Source organism: Maribacter sp. 6B07 (assembly GCF_002700155.1).
Lineage (GTDB): Bacteria > Bacteroidota > Bacteroidia > Flavobacteriales > Flavobacteriaceae > Maribacter > Maribacter dokdonensis.
Map to the genome: position 1 here is coordinate 615,680 of NZ_PDUT01000001.1, position 19,449 is coordinate 635,128.

Genomic DNA, 19,449 nt, shown 5'->3' on the forward strand with positions numbered 1-19,449 from the left:
CCTAAACCTCTGCTAAACATAGACAAATATCTATCAGCCTAATACATACTTATGAAAATTTAACAACCTAACGGTCTCTTATGAATTAATTATTTGGGTTTGAAAACATACCATATTAAAGATAAGAACGTTTTAGTTAAACATTGGGTGTTAACATTAAACGTAGTTGTTATGAAAAAAGTAATTTACGCGATTATATTAAGTTGTTCTATAACCATCATGGCAAGCTGCGATTATGATGACAGCAACGATATTGATATTTTAACCCCAAATGACACTACAGAAACCGGAGCAGTGATTAAAAAACTACCTGCATAAAAAAAGCCCTGCGATTGTTCCGCAAGGCTGATTTCATCATTTTATTAGATACTAGTTTCTACTTCTATGTCTCTCACGAGCTAGTAAAGTGTTTTTCAACAACATGGCAATCGTCATAGGACCAACCCCACCTGGTACAGGTGTAATATATGATGCTTTTTTACTAACGTTTTCAAAATCAACATCACCGGTTATATAGTATCCTTTTTCTTTTGTATCATCTGGCACTCTTGTAATACCTACGTCTATAACTACGGCATCATCTTTTACCATCTCCGCCTTTAAAAAATTAGGTACACCTAGAGCTGAAATTACAATATCCGCTTGAGAAATAATCTGGGTAATATTTTTAGTGTGACTATGAGTTAAGGTCACTGTAGAGTTACCGGGCCAACCTTTTCTACCCATTAAAATACTCATTGGCCTACCTACAATATGGCTACGACCAATAACTACGGTATGCTTACCCTTGGTATCAACTTTATAACGCTCCAATAATTCTAGAATACCAAATGGTGTTGCAGGTATGAACGTACTCATATCCAAAGCCATTTTACCGAAGTTGGTAGGGTGAAATCCGTCAACATCCTTATCTGGATCAACGGCCATAATTACCTTTTGGGTATCTATTTGTTCCGGTAAAGGCAATTGAACAATAAAACCATCGATATCATCATCAACGTTCAATTCCTTGATCTTGTTCAATAATTCTTGTTCAGAAGTGGTACTGGGCATTTGAATTAACGTAGATTCAAAACCAATACGCTCACAAGAACGCACTTTACTACCAACATAGGTTAAACTGGCACCGTCACTACCAACAATTATTGCCGCTAAATGTGGTACTTTTTCACCACGCTCTTTCATCTTGGCAACCTCAGCCTTGATTTCTTCCTTTATTTGATTGGATACTTTTTTACCATCCAATAATTCCATATCCGTCTCTTTTTTAGTTGTGTTGTTCGCTTATTATTTCATTCCTTTCATGGCGCCCATCATCTGCATCATCTTTTTACCGCCACCGCCTTGCATCATTTTCATCATCTTGCTCATTTGATCAAATTGCTTTAACAATTGATTGATCTCTTGAACTTCCCTACCGGAACCTTTTGCAATACGCTTTTTTCTACTGGCATTTAATTTAGATGGTGTAGAACGTTCATCTGGTGTCATTGAATATATGATCGCCTCAATATGTTTAAAGGCATCATCATCAATATCCAAACCTTTAAGGGCTTTACCTGCACCAGGTATCATCCCCATAAGGTCTTTCATATTACCCATTTTCTTGATTTGCTGAATTTGGCTCAGGAAATCATCGAAACCGAATTTATTCTTTGCAATTTTCTTTTGGATCTTTCGAGCCTCTTCTTCATCGAACTGTTCTTGAGCTCTTTCTACAAGTGATATTACATCACCCATACCCAAAATACGGTCCGCCATACGTGATGGATGAAAAACATCAATTGCTTCCATTTTCTCACCAGTACCAATAAACTTAATTGGTTTATCAACTACGGACTTAATGGATATAGCCGCACCACCACGGGTATCACCATCTAATTTTGTTAATATAACCCCATCAAAGTTCAAGATATCGTTGAAAGCTTTTGCCGTATTCACAGCATCTTGCCCTGTCATAGAATCTACAACGAACAATGTTTCTTGAGGTTCAATGGCTTTATGTATGTCAGATATCTCTGCCATCATTTTATCATCTACCGCCAAACGACCTGCGGTATCGATTATAACAACATTGTTGCCATCCGCTTTTGCCTTTGCAATACCAGCTTTTGCGATAGCTACAGGATCGGTATTATCCCTGTCCGAATATACCTGAACCCCTATTTGCTCACCTACTACATGCAATTGATCTATTGCCGCCGGGCGATACACATCACAGGCTACCAATAATGGGTTTTTTGATTTTTTGGTTTTTAGAAAATTTGCAAGCTTCCCAGAAAACGTTGTTTTACCAGAACCCTGCAAACCGGACATTAATATTACCGATGGTTTGCCCGATAAATTTATACCCTCTGACTCACCACCCATTAACTGGGTAAGTTCATCTTTAACAATTTTCACCATTAACTGACCTGGCTGTAAGGTCGTTAATACGTTTTGCCCCAATGCCTTCTCTTTTACCCTATTGGTAAATTCCTTGGCAATTTTAAAGTTTACATCGGCATCTAATAAGGCACGGCGTACTTCTTTGGTAGTCTCCGCAACATTTATTTCTGTAATTTGACCATGACCTTTTAGTACATGTAAAGCCTTATCTAGCTTATCGCTTAAATTATCGAACATTCTTTTCTTTTTTAAGGGGCTACAAATTTAATAATATCAATGCTAATTCGGTAGCAAGTACCACAAAATATACAAAACAAAAAGAGCACCCATACTAAAATGGATGCTCTTAACTTAGTTGTGGGGCAAAAAAGGAATTACATTTTCAAAAATTCCCGTAATAAAACCTCCATCAATACCGCCAACGAGGCCCAACTCTTTACTGTTGACGGTATATTTCTGGATGTTTTAATCTTACTCTCTTTCTAAGACCAGTTGATCATAAAAACCTGTCTCATTCTCATGCTTTAGCTCAATCCTTGTTTCCTCGATCTCAAGAATTTGATAATCATTTGCCAATGGCAAGTAATTACTGCCTGTTTCAAAAGAAATAATCATTTCTAGTTTACCGGTAAAGGCGTTTCTATACACAAACCAGTTTCCAGTACTGAAAACGTCTCCGTTTAGGTCTCTTACTTCTAAGGTACCATCATTCTCCATATATAACTTTACATCTGCATAAAGTGCAGTAGACTCATCGTTATTTTCTGCGAAGTAAGCTACCTCCCAAGCAGCATTATCAAAAATATTCGTAATGAAAGTGATATCTTCTTCCACATCGTCATCCACCAAACATTTTTTAACGATGACCAATTCATAAAAAGTCTCTTCAACGTTGAACTTAATTATTCGGTCTTTTAAATCTGTTAACAACCATTCAAAACTCACCGCACCTTCATCACCCATAGTAATGGCAACCACAAAACGACCTTCTGCATTTGTAGTAATTTCCCAAGTACCCTCAGTAACGGTTGCATTATTGGTCAACGTAATTACACCTTCCGCTTGAAATTCAAATTCACCACCTAGTAACCTATTGATATGATCTCCGTTATTTTTAACTCTTTTAATAACCCAAGAACAATCTCTTAAAGTCTCTCTAAGATCTTCAACCGTTATTTCCAGCAAGTCTTCTTCACAGAATTGTTTCATTATAATTCTGTTACCGGCATCATTATATAACTTAATTTGATCATCACCTAAGTCATATACCGTCCACTCTAAATTAAAATCAGTATTAGACTCAAAATCAATGGTTAATTTAGCGCCATCATCGCCCACCGTACTGCTCCAAGTACCTTCTACCGTTGTAGCTCCTCTAAAACCGGTTACTACGGTACCATCTTCTTTAAAGTTTAATATATAATTTACATATTGAGGCGTCTGATCTACATCGTTTCGTATAAAATCTGTTACGAACCAAACACATTCAACAAGTTCTTCTTTAAACTCATCTTCATCAAAGTCATCGTCATTGTAATCATCATCGTCGTCTTCATCACAATCGTCTTTTGCATTTTCAATAGCAATTGCCAATTCTTGATTGCTTTCAACAACAATGGTTGTTTCATCATGTAACTTAAGTGTCACAGGAAAATCAAAACTTACCAAACTATCGTCATCCAAATCTTTAAAGAACAAACGTAACTCACGATCACTAGATACTTCTACGGTATTTGTTTGTTCTAAGTTGACATTAAAGGTGAACATGGTCATTGGATACACAAAATCTATACATTCTATATCATCATCGTCGCCACCTTCTTTACAGTCGGCCGCTAAATCACGTAGATCTGCTAAACCATTAATTGTGATCTCGGTAAAATCACCTGATGTTACCGTAATAGGAAAAATAATGTCCAATAAATTTTCATCATCGTCTATACTATCGAATATATCTTCTATTTGCTCTATATCTTCCTCAGAATCAATAGTCAATTGAATTCCGTTTACCTCAACAGCGTACGGAAAATTGATTTCAAAGCAACTGGTACCATCCACAATATTATCGCCAGAACCATCATTAGAACTGGTACGTTGTATTAAATCTGCAGTGGAAGAACTTGCAGTTATTGCCTGTGGCTCTTCACCTGTATTGATTTCTTCAAATTCATCTTGACATGCAGTAAAACTAAGCGCAATAGTTAGTAGGCTAACATACATTGCATAATTAAAAATCTTTTTCATAATGACTTGGTATTGTTTGTTATTATGTTTCTAAAACAACCGACTTAAAAAATACCCTACCTTCTTTTTTGTTTTTTTTCGGATATCTTTGATAAAAAGTTATGAATTGAACACTGAAAAACATTTGAACGTTTGCGAAGAGTTGGTATATAAGAGCGTTTTTAATGAAACGTCTAAAACCATCTTCAATTATATTTATTACAAATTTGGCAATGAAGAAAAAGCTCATGATGCCGTTCAAGAGGCATTTGTGAAACTTTGGGAAAATTGTGCTAAAGTTGCCCCAGAAAAAGCAAAATCTTACCTATACACGGTAGCCAATAACTTATACTTAAATGTTATTAAAGCTGAAAAAGTACGATTAAAGTACGCAGACCAAACCTTAAAGACTACTAATGAATCTCCGGAGTTCATCATGGAGGAGAATCAATTTAAGGAAAAATTGGACAACGCGTTGAACAGCTTACCAGACAATCAACGCACTACTTTTTTATTGAATAGAATAGACGGTAAAAAATATGCGGAAATTGCCGAAATGGAAAAAGTGAGCATAAAGGCAATCGAAAAAAGAATGCACTTGGCTCTAAAAAGTTTAAGGGAGCAGATAGATGGGATATAGGTTAAGAGTTAGGAGTTAAGAGTTAAGAGTTAAGAGTTAGGAGTTAAGAGTTAGGAGTTAGGAGTTAGGAGTTAGGAGTTAGGAGTTAGGAGTTAGGAGTTAGGAGTTAGGAGTTAGGAGTTAGGAGTTAGGAAAAAAATAATATTAAGTAAGGAGTACAAAGTATTAAGTGAAAATTTAAAATATTAAATAAAGTACTTAATACTTGATACGTAAAATAAAAGTAGGGTTTTCAAAAACTTAGTTGTTATACTAAAACAAAGCTAAAAATATGCAAGACAATTACTTAGCAAAATGGCTTAATGATGAACTGACCGATGCCGAGTTGGCAGAGTTCAAGAAATCTGAAGCATACGAAACATATAGAAAAATTAAGGAGTCCGCATCAAAATTAGAATCACCTGAATTTGATAAAGAAAAAGCATGGAATACTATTGAACAACGTAAAACTCCAGAAACACCTAAAGTTTTTGTTTTAACTCCGTTCAAGACATTTCTACGAATTGCTGCGGTCATTGCGATATTATTGGCCGGGTCTTTCTTTTACCTGAGTACCTTGAACGAGTCTTTTACGACAACATATGCAGAAAACAAATTCATAACCCTACCAGATAATTCTGAGGTTATTTTGAATGCAGCCTCTGAACTATCTTTTAACGAAAAAAAATGGGACTCTAACAGAAACGTAGACCTTGATGGCGAAGCGTATTTTAAAGTTGCCAAGGGAGAAAAATTTACTGTTCATACCTCCCAAGGTCTGGTTACCGTTTTAGGCACCCAGTTCAATGTAGAAAATAGAAAAGATTATTTTGAAGTAACCTGTTTTGAGGGTTTGGTTAGCGTTACCATTAATGGCAATGAAACAAAATTACCTGCAGGCAATTCGATTTTGACAATTGCCGGCAATAGCAGAAAATCTAAAGCTACCGTAAATGGCGAACCTACATGGTTGTCAAAGGAAAGTTCTTTTCAAAGTATACCGTTACATTATGTTTTAGATGAACTTCAAAGACAATATGATATTGAGATTAGCACAGAACATATTGATATCACTCAACTTTTTACGGGTACTTTTAGCAACAAAAATCTAGAACTTGCCCTGCAAAGTATAAGTGTTCCTTTACAAATTAAGTTTAACTTAGATGGGAACAAAGTGCTGTTCTATGCAGAAGAAGCACCATAAAACTCTTTCTTATTTATTTTTTGTGCTGATATTCGGCTTAAATAGCTATGCACAGAATTCACCAAAAAAATTGGTGCAATTGCGCAATGTGCTTACTGAACTAGAAAAGACCTATGATGTAAAATTCTCTTTTGCCGACAGTGATGTTGATACCGTACAAATACCGCCACCTGATTCTAATTCACTTGAAGCCATCATAAAAGAAATTAACAATACAACTGGGATCACCATTAATAAACTTAATGATCGCTATTATACCTTAACCAAAGCCACCACTGTTTCTATATGCGGTTTTGTTTTCGATAATTTCGAAGAGAATACCATACCTGGTGCCACTATTGAAATTTATGGGACCAACTTATCTGGTATCACAAAAGAAAATGGCTCGTTCAGTTTTGATAATGTTCCTATTAATGCAATAATTCAGATCAAACATTTAGGTTACAAACCTACTTTCTTAAAAGCAAAAGAATTCATTAACTCTGCAGAATGTAACATTGTTGCCCTGCCGCTGAGTTACCAAGAGTTAGATGAAGTCATTGTGACACAATTTTTGACTACAGGTTTACAGAAGCTTGACAACTCCAGTATTGAACTTAATCCATCAAAATTTGGCATTCTACCAGGTGTTAGTGAACCAGATATTTTACAAACGGTACAAGCTTTACCAGGTATTAAAAGCGTTGATGAAACTGTTTCAGATATTAATATAAGAGGAGGTACCAATGACCAGAACCTTATTCTGTGGGACGGAATAAAAATGTATCAAACGGGACATTTCTTTGGCTTAATATCTGCATTCAACCCTTATGTTACAGAAAATGTAACGATCATAAAAAATGGAACCTCAGCCATATTTAGTGATGGCGTAAGTGGTACCTTGAGCATGAAATCTATGGGAAAATTACCTTTAAATTTCAATGGCGGAGCTGGTGTAAATTTAATCTCGGGTGATGTTTTTGGTGAAATTACAATTAGTAAAAAATCAGCATTACAAGTTTCTGCCCGTAGATCATATACCGATTTCCTTAACACTCCAACCTACACTACCTTCTCAGAAAAAGCCTTTCAAGATTCAGAAGTAAATCAAGAGAGTGAATTTTATTTTTATGATTTCACCACCAAATTCATCTATGAAATAAACCCATACCACAAGGTGAGCACCAGTATGATTACAATGAGTAATAATCTAAACTATTTTGAATCGGTTGAAAACAGCACTGCACCAAACCGCAGTAATCTAAATCAAGATAATTTTTCAATTGGCAGTGAATTACAAAGCGAATGGACAGGTAATCTTACATCACAATTAAGTGCCTATTACACTCAATATGATCTGGATGCCCTATCTATATCAAACAATGACGCACAACGACTGATCCAAAATAATCTAGTAAAAGAATCTAACATAAAACTTGTAACCAATTACCTTTTAAGACAAAATCTTAAATGGACAAACGGTTATGAATTTTCCGAAACGGGAATTGAAAACACTACAAATGTTAATCAGCCTCCATTTGCAAGTAACATAAAAGGGGTTATCCGTAAACATGGTATATTCACTGAAATAAACTATAGCTCAAAAGATGAGAGACTCAACGGATTCATTGGTGGTCGTTTGAACTATATAGAAAACCTAGATACGTTTCAAGAATTCATTTTTGAACCTCGCATAAATATCAGTTATGAGCTACTACCAAATTTTAAAACGGAAGTATTAGGGGAATACAAAAGTCAGGTTACCAATCAGATCATAGATTTAGAACAAAATTTTTTAGGTATTGAAAAAAGAAGGTGGATACTATCTGATGGTGATGCGCTGCCCATTACAAAAAGTAAACAGGGGTCTATTGGTTTCAATTATGATATCAATAAATTATATGTGGGCATAGATGCTTTTTACAAGGAAGTAAATGGTATCAACGTATACACACAAGGTTTTCAAAATCAGAATCAGTTTAATGGTGAAATTGGATCTTATACAGTTAAAGGAGCTGAATTTCTGATCAACACCAAGAATAGCGATTATAGTGCTTGGCTTAGTTACACCTTCAACAAAAACGACTATACCTTCAATGTTTTGGATCCTGCAACATTTCCGAACAATTTAGATGTTAGACACGCTATAACACTTGCAGGAAACTACACCGTTGGTAATTTAAAAATAGGAATGGGCATTAATTACAAATCGGGAAAACCTTTTACCCGACCAGACGAAAACGACCCAATAGATCAAACCGTTTTTCCTGCCGAAATAAATTACGAAGAACCAAATAGCAGTAGGCTATCAGAATACTTTAGGACAGATGCATCAGCAAATTATACCCTAAAATTTGATGATAAAAGGAATATAATCTTTGGAGTATCCGTATTAAATTTCACCAATAGACGCAATACATTAAACACCTATTACAGACTACTAGACGATAATACCATTGAAACTATTGAGCGTATCTCATTAGGTATAACTCCCAATGCCAGCGTACGATTCAATTTTTAAAATTACATACGCTCAGGAACCTCTACACCTAATAATTTGAATGCATCTTGTATAACCTGGGCAACCTTTTTAGATAATTGAACTCGTAATACTTTCTTAGCTTCATCTACCTCTCCCAATATGGAAACCTGTTGATAGAAAGAATTAAATTCCTTTACCAGATCATAGGTAAAATTAGCAATCAATGCCGGACTAAAATTATCTGCAGCCAATTGAATGGTCTCTGGAAATAGTTGAAGCTGTTTGATCAATTCCTTTTCTTTTGAATGTAACTCAGAAACTTTGGCATCTTCAGAAATATTGATACCCATACTTTCTGCCTTTCTCAAAATAGATTGAATACGAGCATAGGTATACTGAATAAAAGGTCCTGTATTACCTTGAAAATCTACCGACTCTTCTGGGTCGAACAAGATTCTCTTTTTAGGATCTACTTTAAGAATATAGTACTTTAAAGCGCCCAAACCTATCATTTGGTAAAGCGTCTGCTTTTCTTCTTCGTTATAGTCCTCAAGCTTACCAAGTTCCTCAGAAATATTAGCAGCGGTCTGGGTCATATCTGCCATAAGATCATCGGCATCTACAACGGTGCCTTCCCTACTTTTCATTTTCCCACTAGGCAAATCTACCATACCATAACTTAGGTGGTGCAGTTTTTTTGACCAAGAAAAACCAAGTTTTTGCAGAATTAAAAACAAAACCTTAAAGTGATAATCTTGCTCATTACCAACAGTGTAAACCATACCATTAACATCTGGGTGATCTTTAACACGTTGTATGGCGGTACCAATATCCTGGGTCATATAGACCGCAGTGCCATCTGAACGAAGAACAATTTTCTCATCCAATCCGTCTTCGGTCAAATCGATCCAAACACTACCATCTTCTTTCTTAAAAAATATTCCTTTCTTTAATCCTTCCGCAACAACATCCTTACCTAAAAGGTAGGTATCACTTTCATAATATAGCGTATCAAAATCTACTCCTAAATTCTTATAGGTAACTTCAAAACCTTTATATACCCAACCGTTCATGGTTTTCCATAAGGTTACGATTTCAGGATCACCAGCTTCCCATTTTAAAAGCATTTCTTGAGCTTCTAACAAAATAGGAGCTTCTTTTTCAGCAACCTTTTTATCAATTCCCTTAGCAACTAAATCCGCTATTTGTTCTTTATAAGCTTTATCAAAAGCCACATAGTAATTACCAACCAGCTTATCGCCTTTTAATCCGGTTGATACGGGTGTCTCCCCATTTCCGAACTTTTGCCAAGCCACCATACTTTTACAGATATGAATACCACGGTCATTGATAATTTGAGTTTTATATACTTTTTTACCCGATGCCTTTAAAATTTCCGCAACGGAATATCCTAATAAGTTATTTCTAATATGACCCAGGTGTAATGGCTTATTAGTGTTTGGCGAAGAGTACTCTACCATAACGGCATCATCCGACTCTTGCACATAACCATAATTGGGTATGGTTGAGATCGAGTTGAAAAAATTCAAGTAGAAAGAATCGATTATAACAATATTCAAGAATCCTTTAATCACATTAAAGCCGGCAACCTCATCTATGTGTTCTTCTAAATATGCACCAATTTGCTCCCCAATTTGCACTGGGTTTCCTTTCACTACACGTAACATTGGAAAAACCACAATAGTAATATCTCCCTCAAAATCCTTACGGGTAGGTTGAAATTCCACATTTGGCAAATCCTTATCAAAAATAGATTTTACCGCTTCTTTTACTTTAACTGATAGTACCTCTTGAATATTCATCAAAACGTTTAATTAAGCCTGCAAAATTAATGATTTTTTATGCTTTAAGGGTAAACAGATGTGGCATTCATGCGGTATTTCGTTAACTTTAGTAAAACTGTACAAAAAATTGCATGCTGTTAAACGTATCATACAATAATAAAGCCGTCACTAAAAAAATTGAGGAAGAAGTAGGCAAGCCTTTTACCTTAAAAGAAAGATGGGCCATGAACGGCATTGGGTCACCAAAACTGATCATTACGGAGACAAGCATTGAAATTAGAAATCTTCTCATATTAGACAGCAATAGGGATGTTTGTAATATAGAGATGAGACCAAATGGAATTATTATAGGGTTTAGATCACTTTTAGAAACATATGCATTGATCATACCCTACTATAAACTATCTATATACAAAGGTCAAGCTTCGGTTTACTCCATTTACCGCGATCAATATTTTATAAAAGTGGCCTCTGATACCAAGGCGGTACAGAAATTCTTTAAAAAAATCATGGACTACAAAGCGGATAACGCGCCTACATCAATTGAAGATTTGTAATATGTCATCAAATTTACCCAAACTAAAAATAAAACTAACCAAATACCAACAAAGGCTAATTACTTTAGGATGGCTAATTATAGCTATAAACTTTATTATCGTGGGCATATACTATACCAATTTACCTGATATAATTCCCGCTCATTTTAATTATAAAGGAGAGGTGGACGGATTTGGTACCAAAAGTACTATTTGGACATTTCCAATCTTAAGTTCAATAATTTATTTTATTTTTTATCTGGTAATTAAAAATATAAATCTATGGAACATGAACTACCCTATAAAAGTAACGGATGAAAATGCTCCAGAAATTTATAAAACATCTTTAAAAATGTTGGTCTACATTAACGTATTGATAGCAATTATAGCTACCCCAATAATCATAGAGATCATTTTACAAGCACATGACATTAACTTAGGTTTTAAATTCTCAAGTTTATCCATAGTTACGGTAATCAGTATAACTATAATACCATTTTTTTACATATTTAAAATGTATAAAACTCCTAAGAAATGAAAATACTGCTCACAGGTGCCAATGGTTATATAGGCATGCGCTTACTACCGCAGCTCTTAGAAATGGGACATGAAATTGTTTGTGCGGTTCGTGATGAAAGCAGACTATCCGTAGACAAAGAAATTAGAAGTAATATTCAAATCATAGAGATTGATTTTTTAGAAGAACCTAAAGAAAATATTGTACCCAAGGATATAGACGCCGCGTACTTCCTTATACACTCCATGAGCTCATCTACCCAAGATTTTGATGACATGGAAGCAAAAACGGCTGTCAACTTCAACAAATATGTGAACAACACAAATATTAAGCAAGTTATTTATTTAAGCGGTATTGTCAATGATGAAAAACTCTCAAAACATTTACAATCACGTAAAAATGTGGAGGAAATTCTGTATCAAGGAAAATATAATTTAACGGTTTTAAGGGCAGGTATCATTGTAGGATCAGGAAGTTCTTCTTTTGAAATTATACGTGACCTATGTGAAAAACTGCCCGTTATGATTACGCCAAAATGGGTATTGACAAAAACGCAACCCATTGCCATAAGAGATGTCATAGCCTTTTTAACCGGCGTACTAGGACACGAAAAAACTTATAACGACTCTTTTGATATAGCGGGTCCAAATGTACTTACCTATAAAGATATGTTGCATAAATATGCCGAAGTGCGAGGATTCAAAAACTGGATTTGGACCGTACCTGTGATGACTCCAAAATTATCATCATATTGGCTCTATTTTGTAACCTCAACTTCATATAAATTAGCGTTGAACCTAGTGGATAGCATGAAAATTGAAGTCATAGCAAAAGACACTAGATTGCAAGAAATACTTGGTATTGAACCACATACCTACAAAGAGGCCATTGACCTTGCCTTTAAAAAAATCGAACAAAATTTAGTGATCAGCAGTTGGAAAGACAGTATGATCAGTGGTCGTTTTTTAGAAAACCTTGAAAAACATATTCAAGTTCCAAAATATGGCGTACTCAAAGATTACAAACAGATTAAGGTAAAAAATCCAGAAAAAGTCTTGGAACGTATTTGGAGAATTGGTGGCGAAACTGGTTGGTATTACGGAAATTGGTTATGGAAAATCAGGGGTTTTTTAGATAAGCTTTGGGGCGGCGTAGGTTTACGAAGAGGAAGAACCCACCCAGACAAAATATTCGCTGGAGACGCATTGGATTTCTGGAGAGTTCTATTGGCCGATAAAAACGCAAAAAGACTTCTATTGTTTGCAGAAATGAAGCTGCCCGGAGAGGCTTGGCTAGAGTTTAAAATTGACGAGAACAACATATTGCACCAAACCGCAACCTTTAGACCTAGAGGATTACGAGGCAGGTTATACTGGTACAGCATTGTGCCCTTTCATTATTTTATTTTTGGCGGCATGATCAGTAATATTGCTAAAACGGACCACAACTAAATTCCACATGCTAAAGCGTTATTTTTTTATTTTTTAAGGTAATATTCATTTCCATTTTACGACTAGTATTGTACACCTATTTAAGCTGTATTGATCAATGCTTTTAATATTTTGAAGATGAAATATTTACGTTTTTTCCCTTTTTATGTATTGTCCATTCTACCTTTTTGGATGTTATATATGATATCTGACATTACTTACTTTTTAACGTATTATATACTTGGCTACAGAAAAAAAGTAGTGTGTAAAAACTTGCATCTTGCTTTTCCTCACAAATCAGAGAAAGAAATAAACAGCATTGCAAAAAAATTCTACAAGCATTTTTGTGATATGTTCTTCGAGTCAATAAAATTATTAACGATAAAACCAAGTGAGATTGAAAACAGATTTAAGATCAATAACTTATCCCAATTGACCGATCATCTTAAAAATAATGAAAATATAATGCTGTACACTGCTCACCAAGGCAATTGGGAATGGCTTACTACGGTTCCATTATTTCTAGAAGTAAACTGCAATACTTTATACAAACCCTTATCAAACACATATTTCAACGACTTATTCATTTTAATGCGAGAACGATTTAATGTGCATTGTATTCCAAGCAATAAAGGGTACAGACACTTATTACACTTAAAAAACAATAACGTAGTCTCTATGAATTGTGTAATTGGAGATCAAAGTCCTTTAGGAAAATCCGGTAAATCCCAAACCCAATTTTTTAATCAGCAAACTTCTTTTTTTACTGGAGCCGCAAAAATTGCCAAAAAGACAGATTCCATAATATTCCTCCCTTATTTAAAGAAAATAAAGCGTGGCACGTATGAACTATTCTTTGAAACAATCGTTAATTCAGCATCTAACTTAGACGAACAAAATATTATAGAAACCTATGCCCATAAATTAGAAGAGGTCATACAAAAGTATCCAGAACTATATTTGTGGACCCACAAAAGGTGGAAAAGAGATGGTATCACCTATTAGCTCAGATTATTTTTAGAAATTTTAAGGGGCAATTCGGTCAGCCTTTCTCCGGTCAATCTTCTAACCGCATTTGCTATAGCTGCACCAATTGGTCCTAATGGAGGTTCGCCCACTGCCCCCGGTGTATCTTTTCCTTGCAACAAAACTACATCTATTTCTTTTGGAGCATTTTTCATTAAAGCCATTTGATAAGGACCATAGATCGTAGGTGTTAATTCGCCATTTTCCACTTCCATTTTCTCGTACAAAACAGCACTCATACCCATAATTACAGAACCTTCACACTGAGCACGAATCTGATCAGGATTAACCGCTAATCCAGGGTCCATGGCCACAGTGACTTTATGTACAATTATTTCATTGCCAACCACTGAAACCTCAGCAACCTGTGCACAAGGCGTATTTGCATCTATAGAAGCTGCAAAACCCATAGCCCTACCATCAATAATATCTTCTGTATAATTCGCTTTTTCAGCTGCCGCCTGAATAACGTTTTTTAAACGAACATCAATGGCATCATCCCCAATTAGTGCCAACCTAAAATCTACTGCATTTTTCTTTGCCTTAATAGCCATTTCATCCATAAAACTCTCCATGGCAAAGGTATTCGCCAACAACCCAAGACTGCGCCACCAACTGGTCGCAAATGGTAAGGTAACATGCCAATGAACCGCCTTAAAATTTGGAACAGCCGTATATTGTATAAAACCACCACGTATAGCACCTACATCGGCACCTAAAAAATTAGTTAGTGCATTAGGAATTAAAGCAGAATCAGTTGCAACATCACCACTTACGAAATCATGTTCAAGAGCTTCTAAAAAACCTTCCGCATTCAGCTTACCCTTAATCACATGGTGCGTGGGAGGGCGAAACATATCATGCTGAAACTCTTCTTTTCTACTAAAAAAATATTTTACAGGTTTACCTACTGCTTTTGACATTAAAGCAGCTTGCACCGCATGTGGAGTATGTAATCTTCTACCAAAACCACCTCCTAAATAAGTAGGTATGATATTGACGTTTTCAACATCTATATCTAAACGTTTGGCAAGCTCTTTTCTGGTAATACTTACCACTTGGGTTGAAATTTTAACAGTAGCCTTATCTCCTTCTACAGAGGCAACAACTCCGTTTGGTTCAATTTGTGCGTGAGCACCGATCGGACTTCTAAACTCCAAAGTTTCAAAATCATCATCTTCGACAAGTGATTGACCGTTCTTTTGTATGACCATGGAATTACCATTACCAACGGTCATCATTCCTATAATATCTGCCGTGCTTAAGTCCTCATAACTTTCCCAAACAACCTTAATAGCCTCTTTCGCATGTTCAGCTTCAATGATAGAATTTGCAATTACACCTACAAAATCATTTTCAACAATAATCTTAACGACACCGGGCATACCCTCTGCCTCTTTAATGTCCGCACTTACAAATGTTGCTCCTATTTTAGTTGGTCTTACCACCGCTCCATAGAGCATTTCCTGCATTTCTGCATCCATTCCAAAAATAGGATCTCCATATACTTTAGCATCCAAATCCACTCTAGAAATAGGCTTACCAATATACTTGTAATCCTTAGCATCCTTTAAAACGGGAACATCTGGAATCTCCCAATCTACTACCCCCTCCGCAACTTGGGCGTAGGTCATTTTATCACCTGCACCAGAAATGATTCCTTTATCTATGGTAAGTTCTTCTACATTTATATTCATTTTGCGAGCAGCTTCATTTAAAAGCATTACCCGCAACATTGCAGCCAACTCTCTAAGCGGTTGCCACAATCCAGATATGGATGTACTTCCGCCAGTAGCAAAGCTATCTACATTACCTGTCGCCGAAACAGCGTGAACCACATGAATTTGCTCAATACCAACCATAAGTTCTTCCGCTGCCATTTGAGCAATACCCGTAAAAGTTCCTTGGCCCATTTCCATTTTAGGAGAGTGTAATACTATTGTATTATCTGAATTTACCTCAAACCAAACCATAGGCTGGTCTGTATTGTCGGTATAAGGTGCTTCCAATGAATTTACCACACCTAAAATTTGCCGCCTTATCGGGTTTCTAAAGATGTAGGCACCAATGGCAACCACTCCAATAGCACCTAGACCGCCCTTGATTAAAAATTTACGTCTAGATACTTTTTTTGAACCATTTTTTTTATCAGCCATTTACTTCTCCTCTTTAACTGATTCAATATCCATGTTTGCTTGCAACTTAGCTGCCTTATGTATTGCTTTTCGCATTCTATAATACGTACCGCAACGGCATACGTTAATAATATTATTATCGATATCTTCATCTGACGGATTGGGAACCTTATTTAAAAGTGCCGCCGTTGCCATCATAAAACCGGGTTGACAATAGCCACATTGAGGAACAATTTCTTCAATCCAAGCTTGCTGTACGGGGTGTGGACGATCTCTATTTCCCAACCCCTCTATGGTAGTTACATTTTTACCAATTGCAAATTTCACCGGATACGAACAAGAACGTACTGCCTCTCCATCTACATGTAATGTACATGCGCCGCAAGCCGCTTTTCCACAGCCAAATTTTGTTCCTTTTAAATTTAACGTATCTCTTATGACCCAAAGCAATGGCGTATTATCATCTGCATTATCAATTGATCTTACAGCTCCGTTAACCGTTAAGGAAATTTTCATATAGATATATTATTTTACAGGAATAACCGCCCCGTTAGCAAACCAATTTTCTACCGCATTTTTAAAATCTTCTTTTGAAACCGGTGGCAAAGTACGTGGATCACCATCCGCATCTACCCCGGGTTCCCAAGCCCAAAGTACCAACTCATCTTCTGTCATATGCTTTACAAGCGCTGCGTGACTTCTATTGCCATTGGTGGTTTTATCTAACAAACGCTCAGCTAGTTCAGTTCTAGTGAGTCCTTCCCAAGCCATTGATGCCGGAGCCAACGCCCAATGTGGTGCACCTGGCACACCTGAATTCAAATTATTTTCTGACTGATGACAAGTATTGCAATTGGTAGCCTCAAAACCATGATCGTCTTCACCTCTTGCCATATCAAAATAATGTGGATGACTATCGTCTCCTTGTTTGGGAATATGATCATTTGGGTGACAGTTTACACAACGTTGATGGGTAAGTACATTCATCATTGTATTGAAGTCATCATCATTTTGATTAGAAAGAGCCTTTTCTTCTATAATTTCATAATCAGTAATTATAGGTGAACTTGCCCATACAAGAATAAATCCTGCAGAAGAGAATGCCAATAAAATATAAATTGCTTTTAACCTCATATAGACTTTGAATTCTAAATAGCTTCAATCTCTATGAAGATAGCGAATACAGTTTAAAAATGTTACCCCATTAAGTTTAATTATTTTAATAGGGTAACAAGTATCATTATCCTTTTGGAAGAAAAACTTCAGCCATCATACAACGGGCACTACCACCACCACAGGTTTCAATAGTATGTAAAGAACTATGTAAAATTGAACAATGGTTTTCTATTTTAGTAATCTGCTCTTTGGTCAAACTATGAAATGCAGCTGAGCTCATCACCATATATCTTTTATCTTCGCTACCCAAAACCTGCAACATATTACCAGCAAAATGATGCATTTGCTGCTCGGTAATCGTAATAATCTCTTTACCATCTTTTTTAAGATGATCTAACACATTCTTTTTTTCCTTCTTATCATCAATAGAATCTGCACAGATAATTACAAAATTTTCTGCCAGTGCCATCATTACGTTAGTATGGTAAATTGGTAATCTTTTACCGTCTACAGACTGGTTTGCGGTAAATATTACCGGAAAAAAATCGAAATCTTCACAGAACTCAATAAACAATTCTTCATCTGCACGTTCAGACAATGCGCAGTATGCTTTTTTGTTTACGCGATCTATAAGAATGCTACCTGTGCCTTCAAGAAACAATTCTTCCTCTTCGGCAGAAGTATAATCAACAACATCATTGATCTTAAAACCGTTAGATTCTAGAATATCAAAAATATCATCGCGCCTTTCATTTCTTCTGTTCTCTGCGAACATTGGGTAGACACCAACGGTACCATTTGCGTGAAATGATATCCAATTATTTGGAAAAATACTGTCTGGGGTATCAGGCTCTTTAGTATCTTGAACAACGATTACGTTTACTCCTTTATTTCTTAACTCTACCACAAAAGCATCAAACTCCTCTTGGGCTTTCTTGTTAATTTCTTGATTCTTCAAGTCAATATCCTCCATAAAGTAGTTATTGACAGCCGTTTGCTCATTCATTCTAAATGACACAGGGCGAATCATTAGTATTGTGTTAGTAATTTGCATAGGGGTACATTTATTTAAATTATACTCTAATTAAGGGTAAAGTACTACAGCGTAATAAACCCTCTTGTTTTGATATTTCGCCATACGGAATCTCTTCTACCGTAAAGCCTTGTTCTCTTAACCAATTATTCAAACGGGTGAAGTTGCGTTCAGATACTACAACATCTGGTGAAATAGAAAATACATTACTATACATATGGTACATTTCTAAGGCATCTATTTCAAAAACATTTTCTTTTCCAAAAAAATCAACCAACCATTGGTATTCTTCCTCAACCAAAAATCCGTTTTTATGAATAATAGCTTTCCCTTTACCCAAAGGCTGAAAACAACAATCTAAATGCAAAGCGTTGTCTTTAGCTACTGTATTGGACTTGCGAAGCTCAAACGACTTTATAGTTTTATGCGGAAACTGTTTAGCTAAATATTCTACCGCGGCCTTATTTGTTCTTGCAGTAATATATGATGGATAATCATCCGCTGTATAGGTACCAACAAAAATATAATCGTTCCATGGCATTACGTCACCACCTTCAACATGCACGTCCTCAGGCGGTGTAAGAATGTTGTCATCCTCTATTTTATCAAGTACATGTAAAATAGCCTCAACCTCTTGTTCACGATCAGGTAAGATGTTGGCTTTTATCAACTTATTTTCTATTACAAAAGCGATATCTCTAGTAAAAATCTGATTACAATCTTCTAGAACCTCTGGTCTAAAAACCTTTACACCATATTTTTCAAAGACTTCTCTAAAAGCTTCCATTTCTTTTATCATGTCAGCTTCTAACGGATAAGTCCCTGCCTTTATATGTTCCTTAGATTTTGGATCATATGCTTCCTCTAAAGTAGGTGTAGGTCCTGAGCTTTTAGCAATACCTAATACCACTGCCTTTAAAGGTGAAATCTCATCATTGATATTTAATTGTAACATA

Annotated in this window: 17 protein-coding genes; 8 read left to right on the top strand and 9 right to left on the bottom strand. The window is 35.8% G+C overall.

Translation table 11 applies throughout. The features are described from left to right. Window positions 1-171: 171 nt before the first annotated feature. Window positions 172-318, top strand: a complete 147-nt coding sequence (locus tag CSC80_RS19405) for a hypothetical protein (protein ID WP_156894565.1) — start codon at window positions 172-174, stop codon at window positions 316-318. A gap of 51 nt (window positions 319-369) precedes the next feature. On the opposite strand, the gene CSC80_RS02590 is transcribed toward CSC80_RS19405, so the two are convergent. The 3 genes from CSC80_RS02590 to CSC80_RS02600 form a co-directional block, all read right to left on the bottom strand. Next, window positions 370-1,254: a bifunctional 5,10-methylenetetrahydrofolate dehydrogenase/5,10-methenyltetrahydrofolate cyclohydrolase gene (locus CSC80_RS02590; RefSeq protein ID WP_058103795.1), complete on the bottom strand. Its 885-nt coding sequence runs from the start codon at window positions 1,252-1,254 to the stop codon at window positions 370-372. Window positions 1,255-1,287: 33 nt separating this feature from the next. After that, entirely contained in the window at window positions 1,288-2,625 is a 1,338-nt protein-coding gene (ffh, locus tag CSC80_RS02595) for a signal recognition particle protein (RefSeq protein ID WP_099189608.1), read from the bottom strand. 234 nt (window positions 2,626-2,859) lie between these two features. Then, window positions 2,860-4,632 carry a hypothetical protein gene (locus CSC80_RS02600; protein ID WP_236973312.1) on the bottom strand — a complete coding sequence of 591 codons (1,773 nt, stop codon included), beginning with the start codon at window positions 4,630-4,632 and terminating at the stop codon, window positions 2,860-2,862. Between the two features lie 106 nt (window positions 4,633-4,738). Here CSC80_RS02600 and CSC80_RS02605 point away from each other — a divergent pair, with 106 nt between their 5' ends. The 3 genes from CSC80_RS02605 (at window position 4,739) to CSC80_RS02615 (ending at window position 8,934) form a co-directional block, all read left to right on the top strand. Next, complete coding sequence (locus CSC80_RS02605) at window positions 4,739-5,251, top strand: RNA polymerase sigma factor (protein WP_074674725.1); 513 nt, start codon at window positions 4,739-4,741, stop codon at window positions 5,249-5,251. Window positions 5,252-5,522: 271 nt separating this feature from the next. Next, window positions 5,523-6,434: a FecR domain-containing protein gene (locus CSC80_RS02610; protein WP_099189610.1), complete on the top strand. Its 912-nt coding sequence runs from the start codon at window positions 5,523-5,525 to the stop codon at window positions 6,432-6,434. Then, the gene (locus CSC80_RS02615; protein ID WP_099189612.1) at window positions 6,415-8,934 is read left to right on the top strand and encodes a carboxypeptidase-like regulatory domain-containing protein; all 2,520 of its coding nucleotides are present in this window, start codon (window positions 6,415-6,417) and stop codon (window positions 8,932-8,934) included. Before CSC80_RS02610 ends, CSC80_RS02615 begins: the two co-directional genes overlap by 20 nt. A 2-nt stretch (window positions 8,935-8,936) precedes the next feature. On the opposite strand, the gene argS is transcribed toward CSC80_RS02615, so the two are convergent. After that, complete coding sequence (gene argS / locus CSC80_RS02620; RefSeq protein ID WP_099189614.1) at window positions 8,937-10,718, bottom strand: arginine--tRNA ligase; 1,782 nt, start codon at window positions 10,716-10,718, stop codon at window positions 8,937-8,939. Between the two features lie 113 nt (window positions 10,719-10,831). On the opposite strand from argS, the gene CSC80_RS02625 reads away from it, so the two are divergent. The 4 genes from CSC80_RS02625 to CSC80_RS02640 all read left to right on the top strand — a co-directional run bounded on the left by CSC80_RS02625 (window position 10,832) and on the right by CSC80_RS02640 (window position 14,188). Beyond that, window positions 10,832-11,257, top strand: a complete 426-nt coding sequence (locus CSC80_RS02625) for a hypothetical protein (RefSeq protein ID WP_091606583.1) — start codon at window positions 10,832-10,834, stop codon at window positions 11,255-11,257. Between the two features lies 1 nt (window position 11,258). Further along, complete coding sequence (locus CSC80_RS02630; protein WP_099189617.1) at window positions 11,259-11,774, top strand: DUF1648 domain-containing protein; 516 nt, start codon at window positions 11,259-11,261, stop codon at window positions 11,772-11,774. Further along, window positions 11,771-13,204, top strand: coding sequence for an SDR family oxidoreductase (locus CSC80_RS02635; RefSeq protein WP_099189619.1), 1,434 nt, complete (start codon window positions 11,771-11,773; stop codon window positions 13,202-13,204). Before CSC80_RS02630 ends, CSC80_RS02635 begins: the two co-directional genes overlap by 4 nt. Before the next feature lie 117 nt (window positions 13,205-13,321). Further along, complete coding sequence (locus CSC80_RS02640; RefSeq protein WP_099189621.1) at window positions 13,322-14,188, top strand: lysophospholipid acyltransferase family protein; 867 nt, start codon at window positions 13,322-13,324, stop codon at window positions 14,186-14,188. Here CSC80_RS02640 and CSC80_RS02645 read toward each other — a convergent pair. The 5 genes from CSC80_RS02645 to CSC80_RS02665 all read right to left on the bottom strand — a co-directional run bounded on the left by CSC80_RS02645 (window position 14,185) and on the right by CSC80_RS02665 (window position 19,448). Beyond that, entirely contained in the window at window positions 14,185-16,365 is a 2,181-nt protein-coding gene (locus tag CSC80_RS02645) for a molybdopterin cofactor-binding domain-containing protein (protein WP_074672213.1), read from the bottom strand. The genes CSC80_RS02640 and CSC80_RS02645 overlap by 4 nt on opposite strands. After that, window positions 16,366-16,860: a (2Fe-2S)-binding protein gene (locus CSC80_RS02650; protein ID WP_099189623.1), complete on the bottom strand. Its 495-nt coding sequence runs from the start codon at window positions 16,858-16,860 to the stop codon at window positions 16,366-16,368. It lies immediately after the preceding gene. Between the two features lie 9 nt (window positions 16,861-16,869). Next, window positions 16,870-17,478, bottom strand: a complete 609-nt coding sequence (locus tag CSC80_RS02655; RefSeq protein ID WP_099189625.1) for a hypothetical protein — start codon at window positions 17,476-17,478, stop codon at window positions 16,870-16,872. Between the two features lie 106 nt (window positions 17,479-17,584). Continuing rightward, window positions 17,585-18,514: an arginine deiminase-related protein gene (locus CSC80_RS02660; RefSeq protein ID WP_074672206.1), complete on the bottom strand. Its 930-nt coding sequence runs from the start codon at window positions 18,512-18,514 to the stop codon at window positions 17,585-17,587. Between the two features lie 19 nt (window positions 18,515-18,533). Next, window positions 18,534-19,448, bottom strand: a complete 915-nt coding sequence (locus CSC80_RS02665; RefSeq protein WP_074672204.1) for an arginine deiminase family protein — start codon at window positions 19,446-19,448, stop codon at window positions 18,534-18,536. Window position 19,449 lies beyond the last annotated feature (1 nt).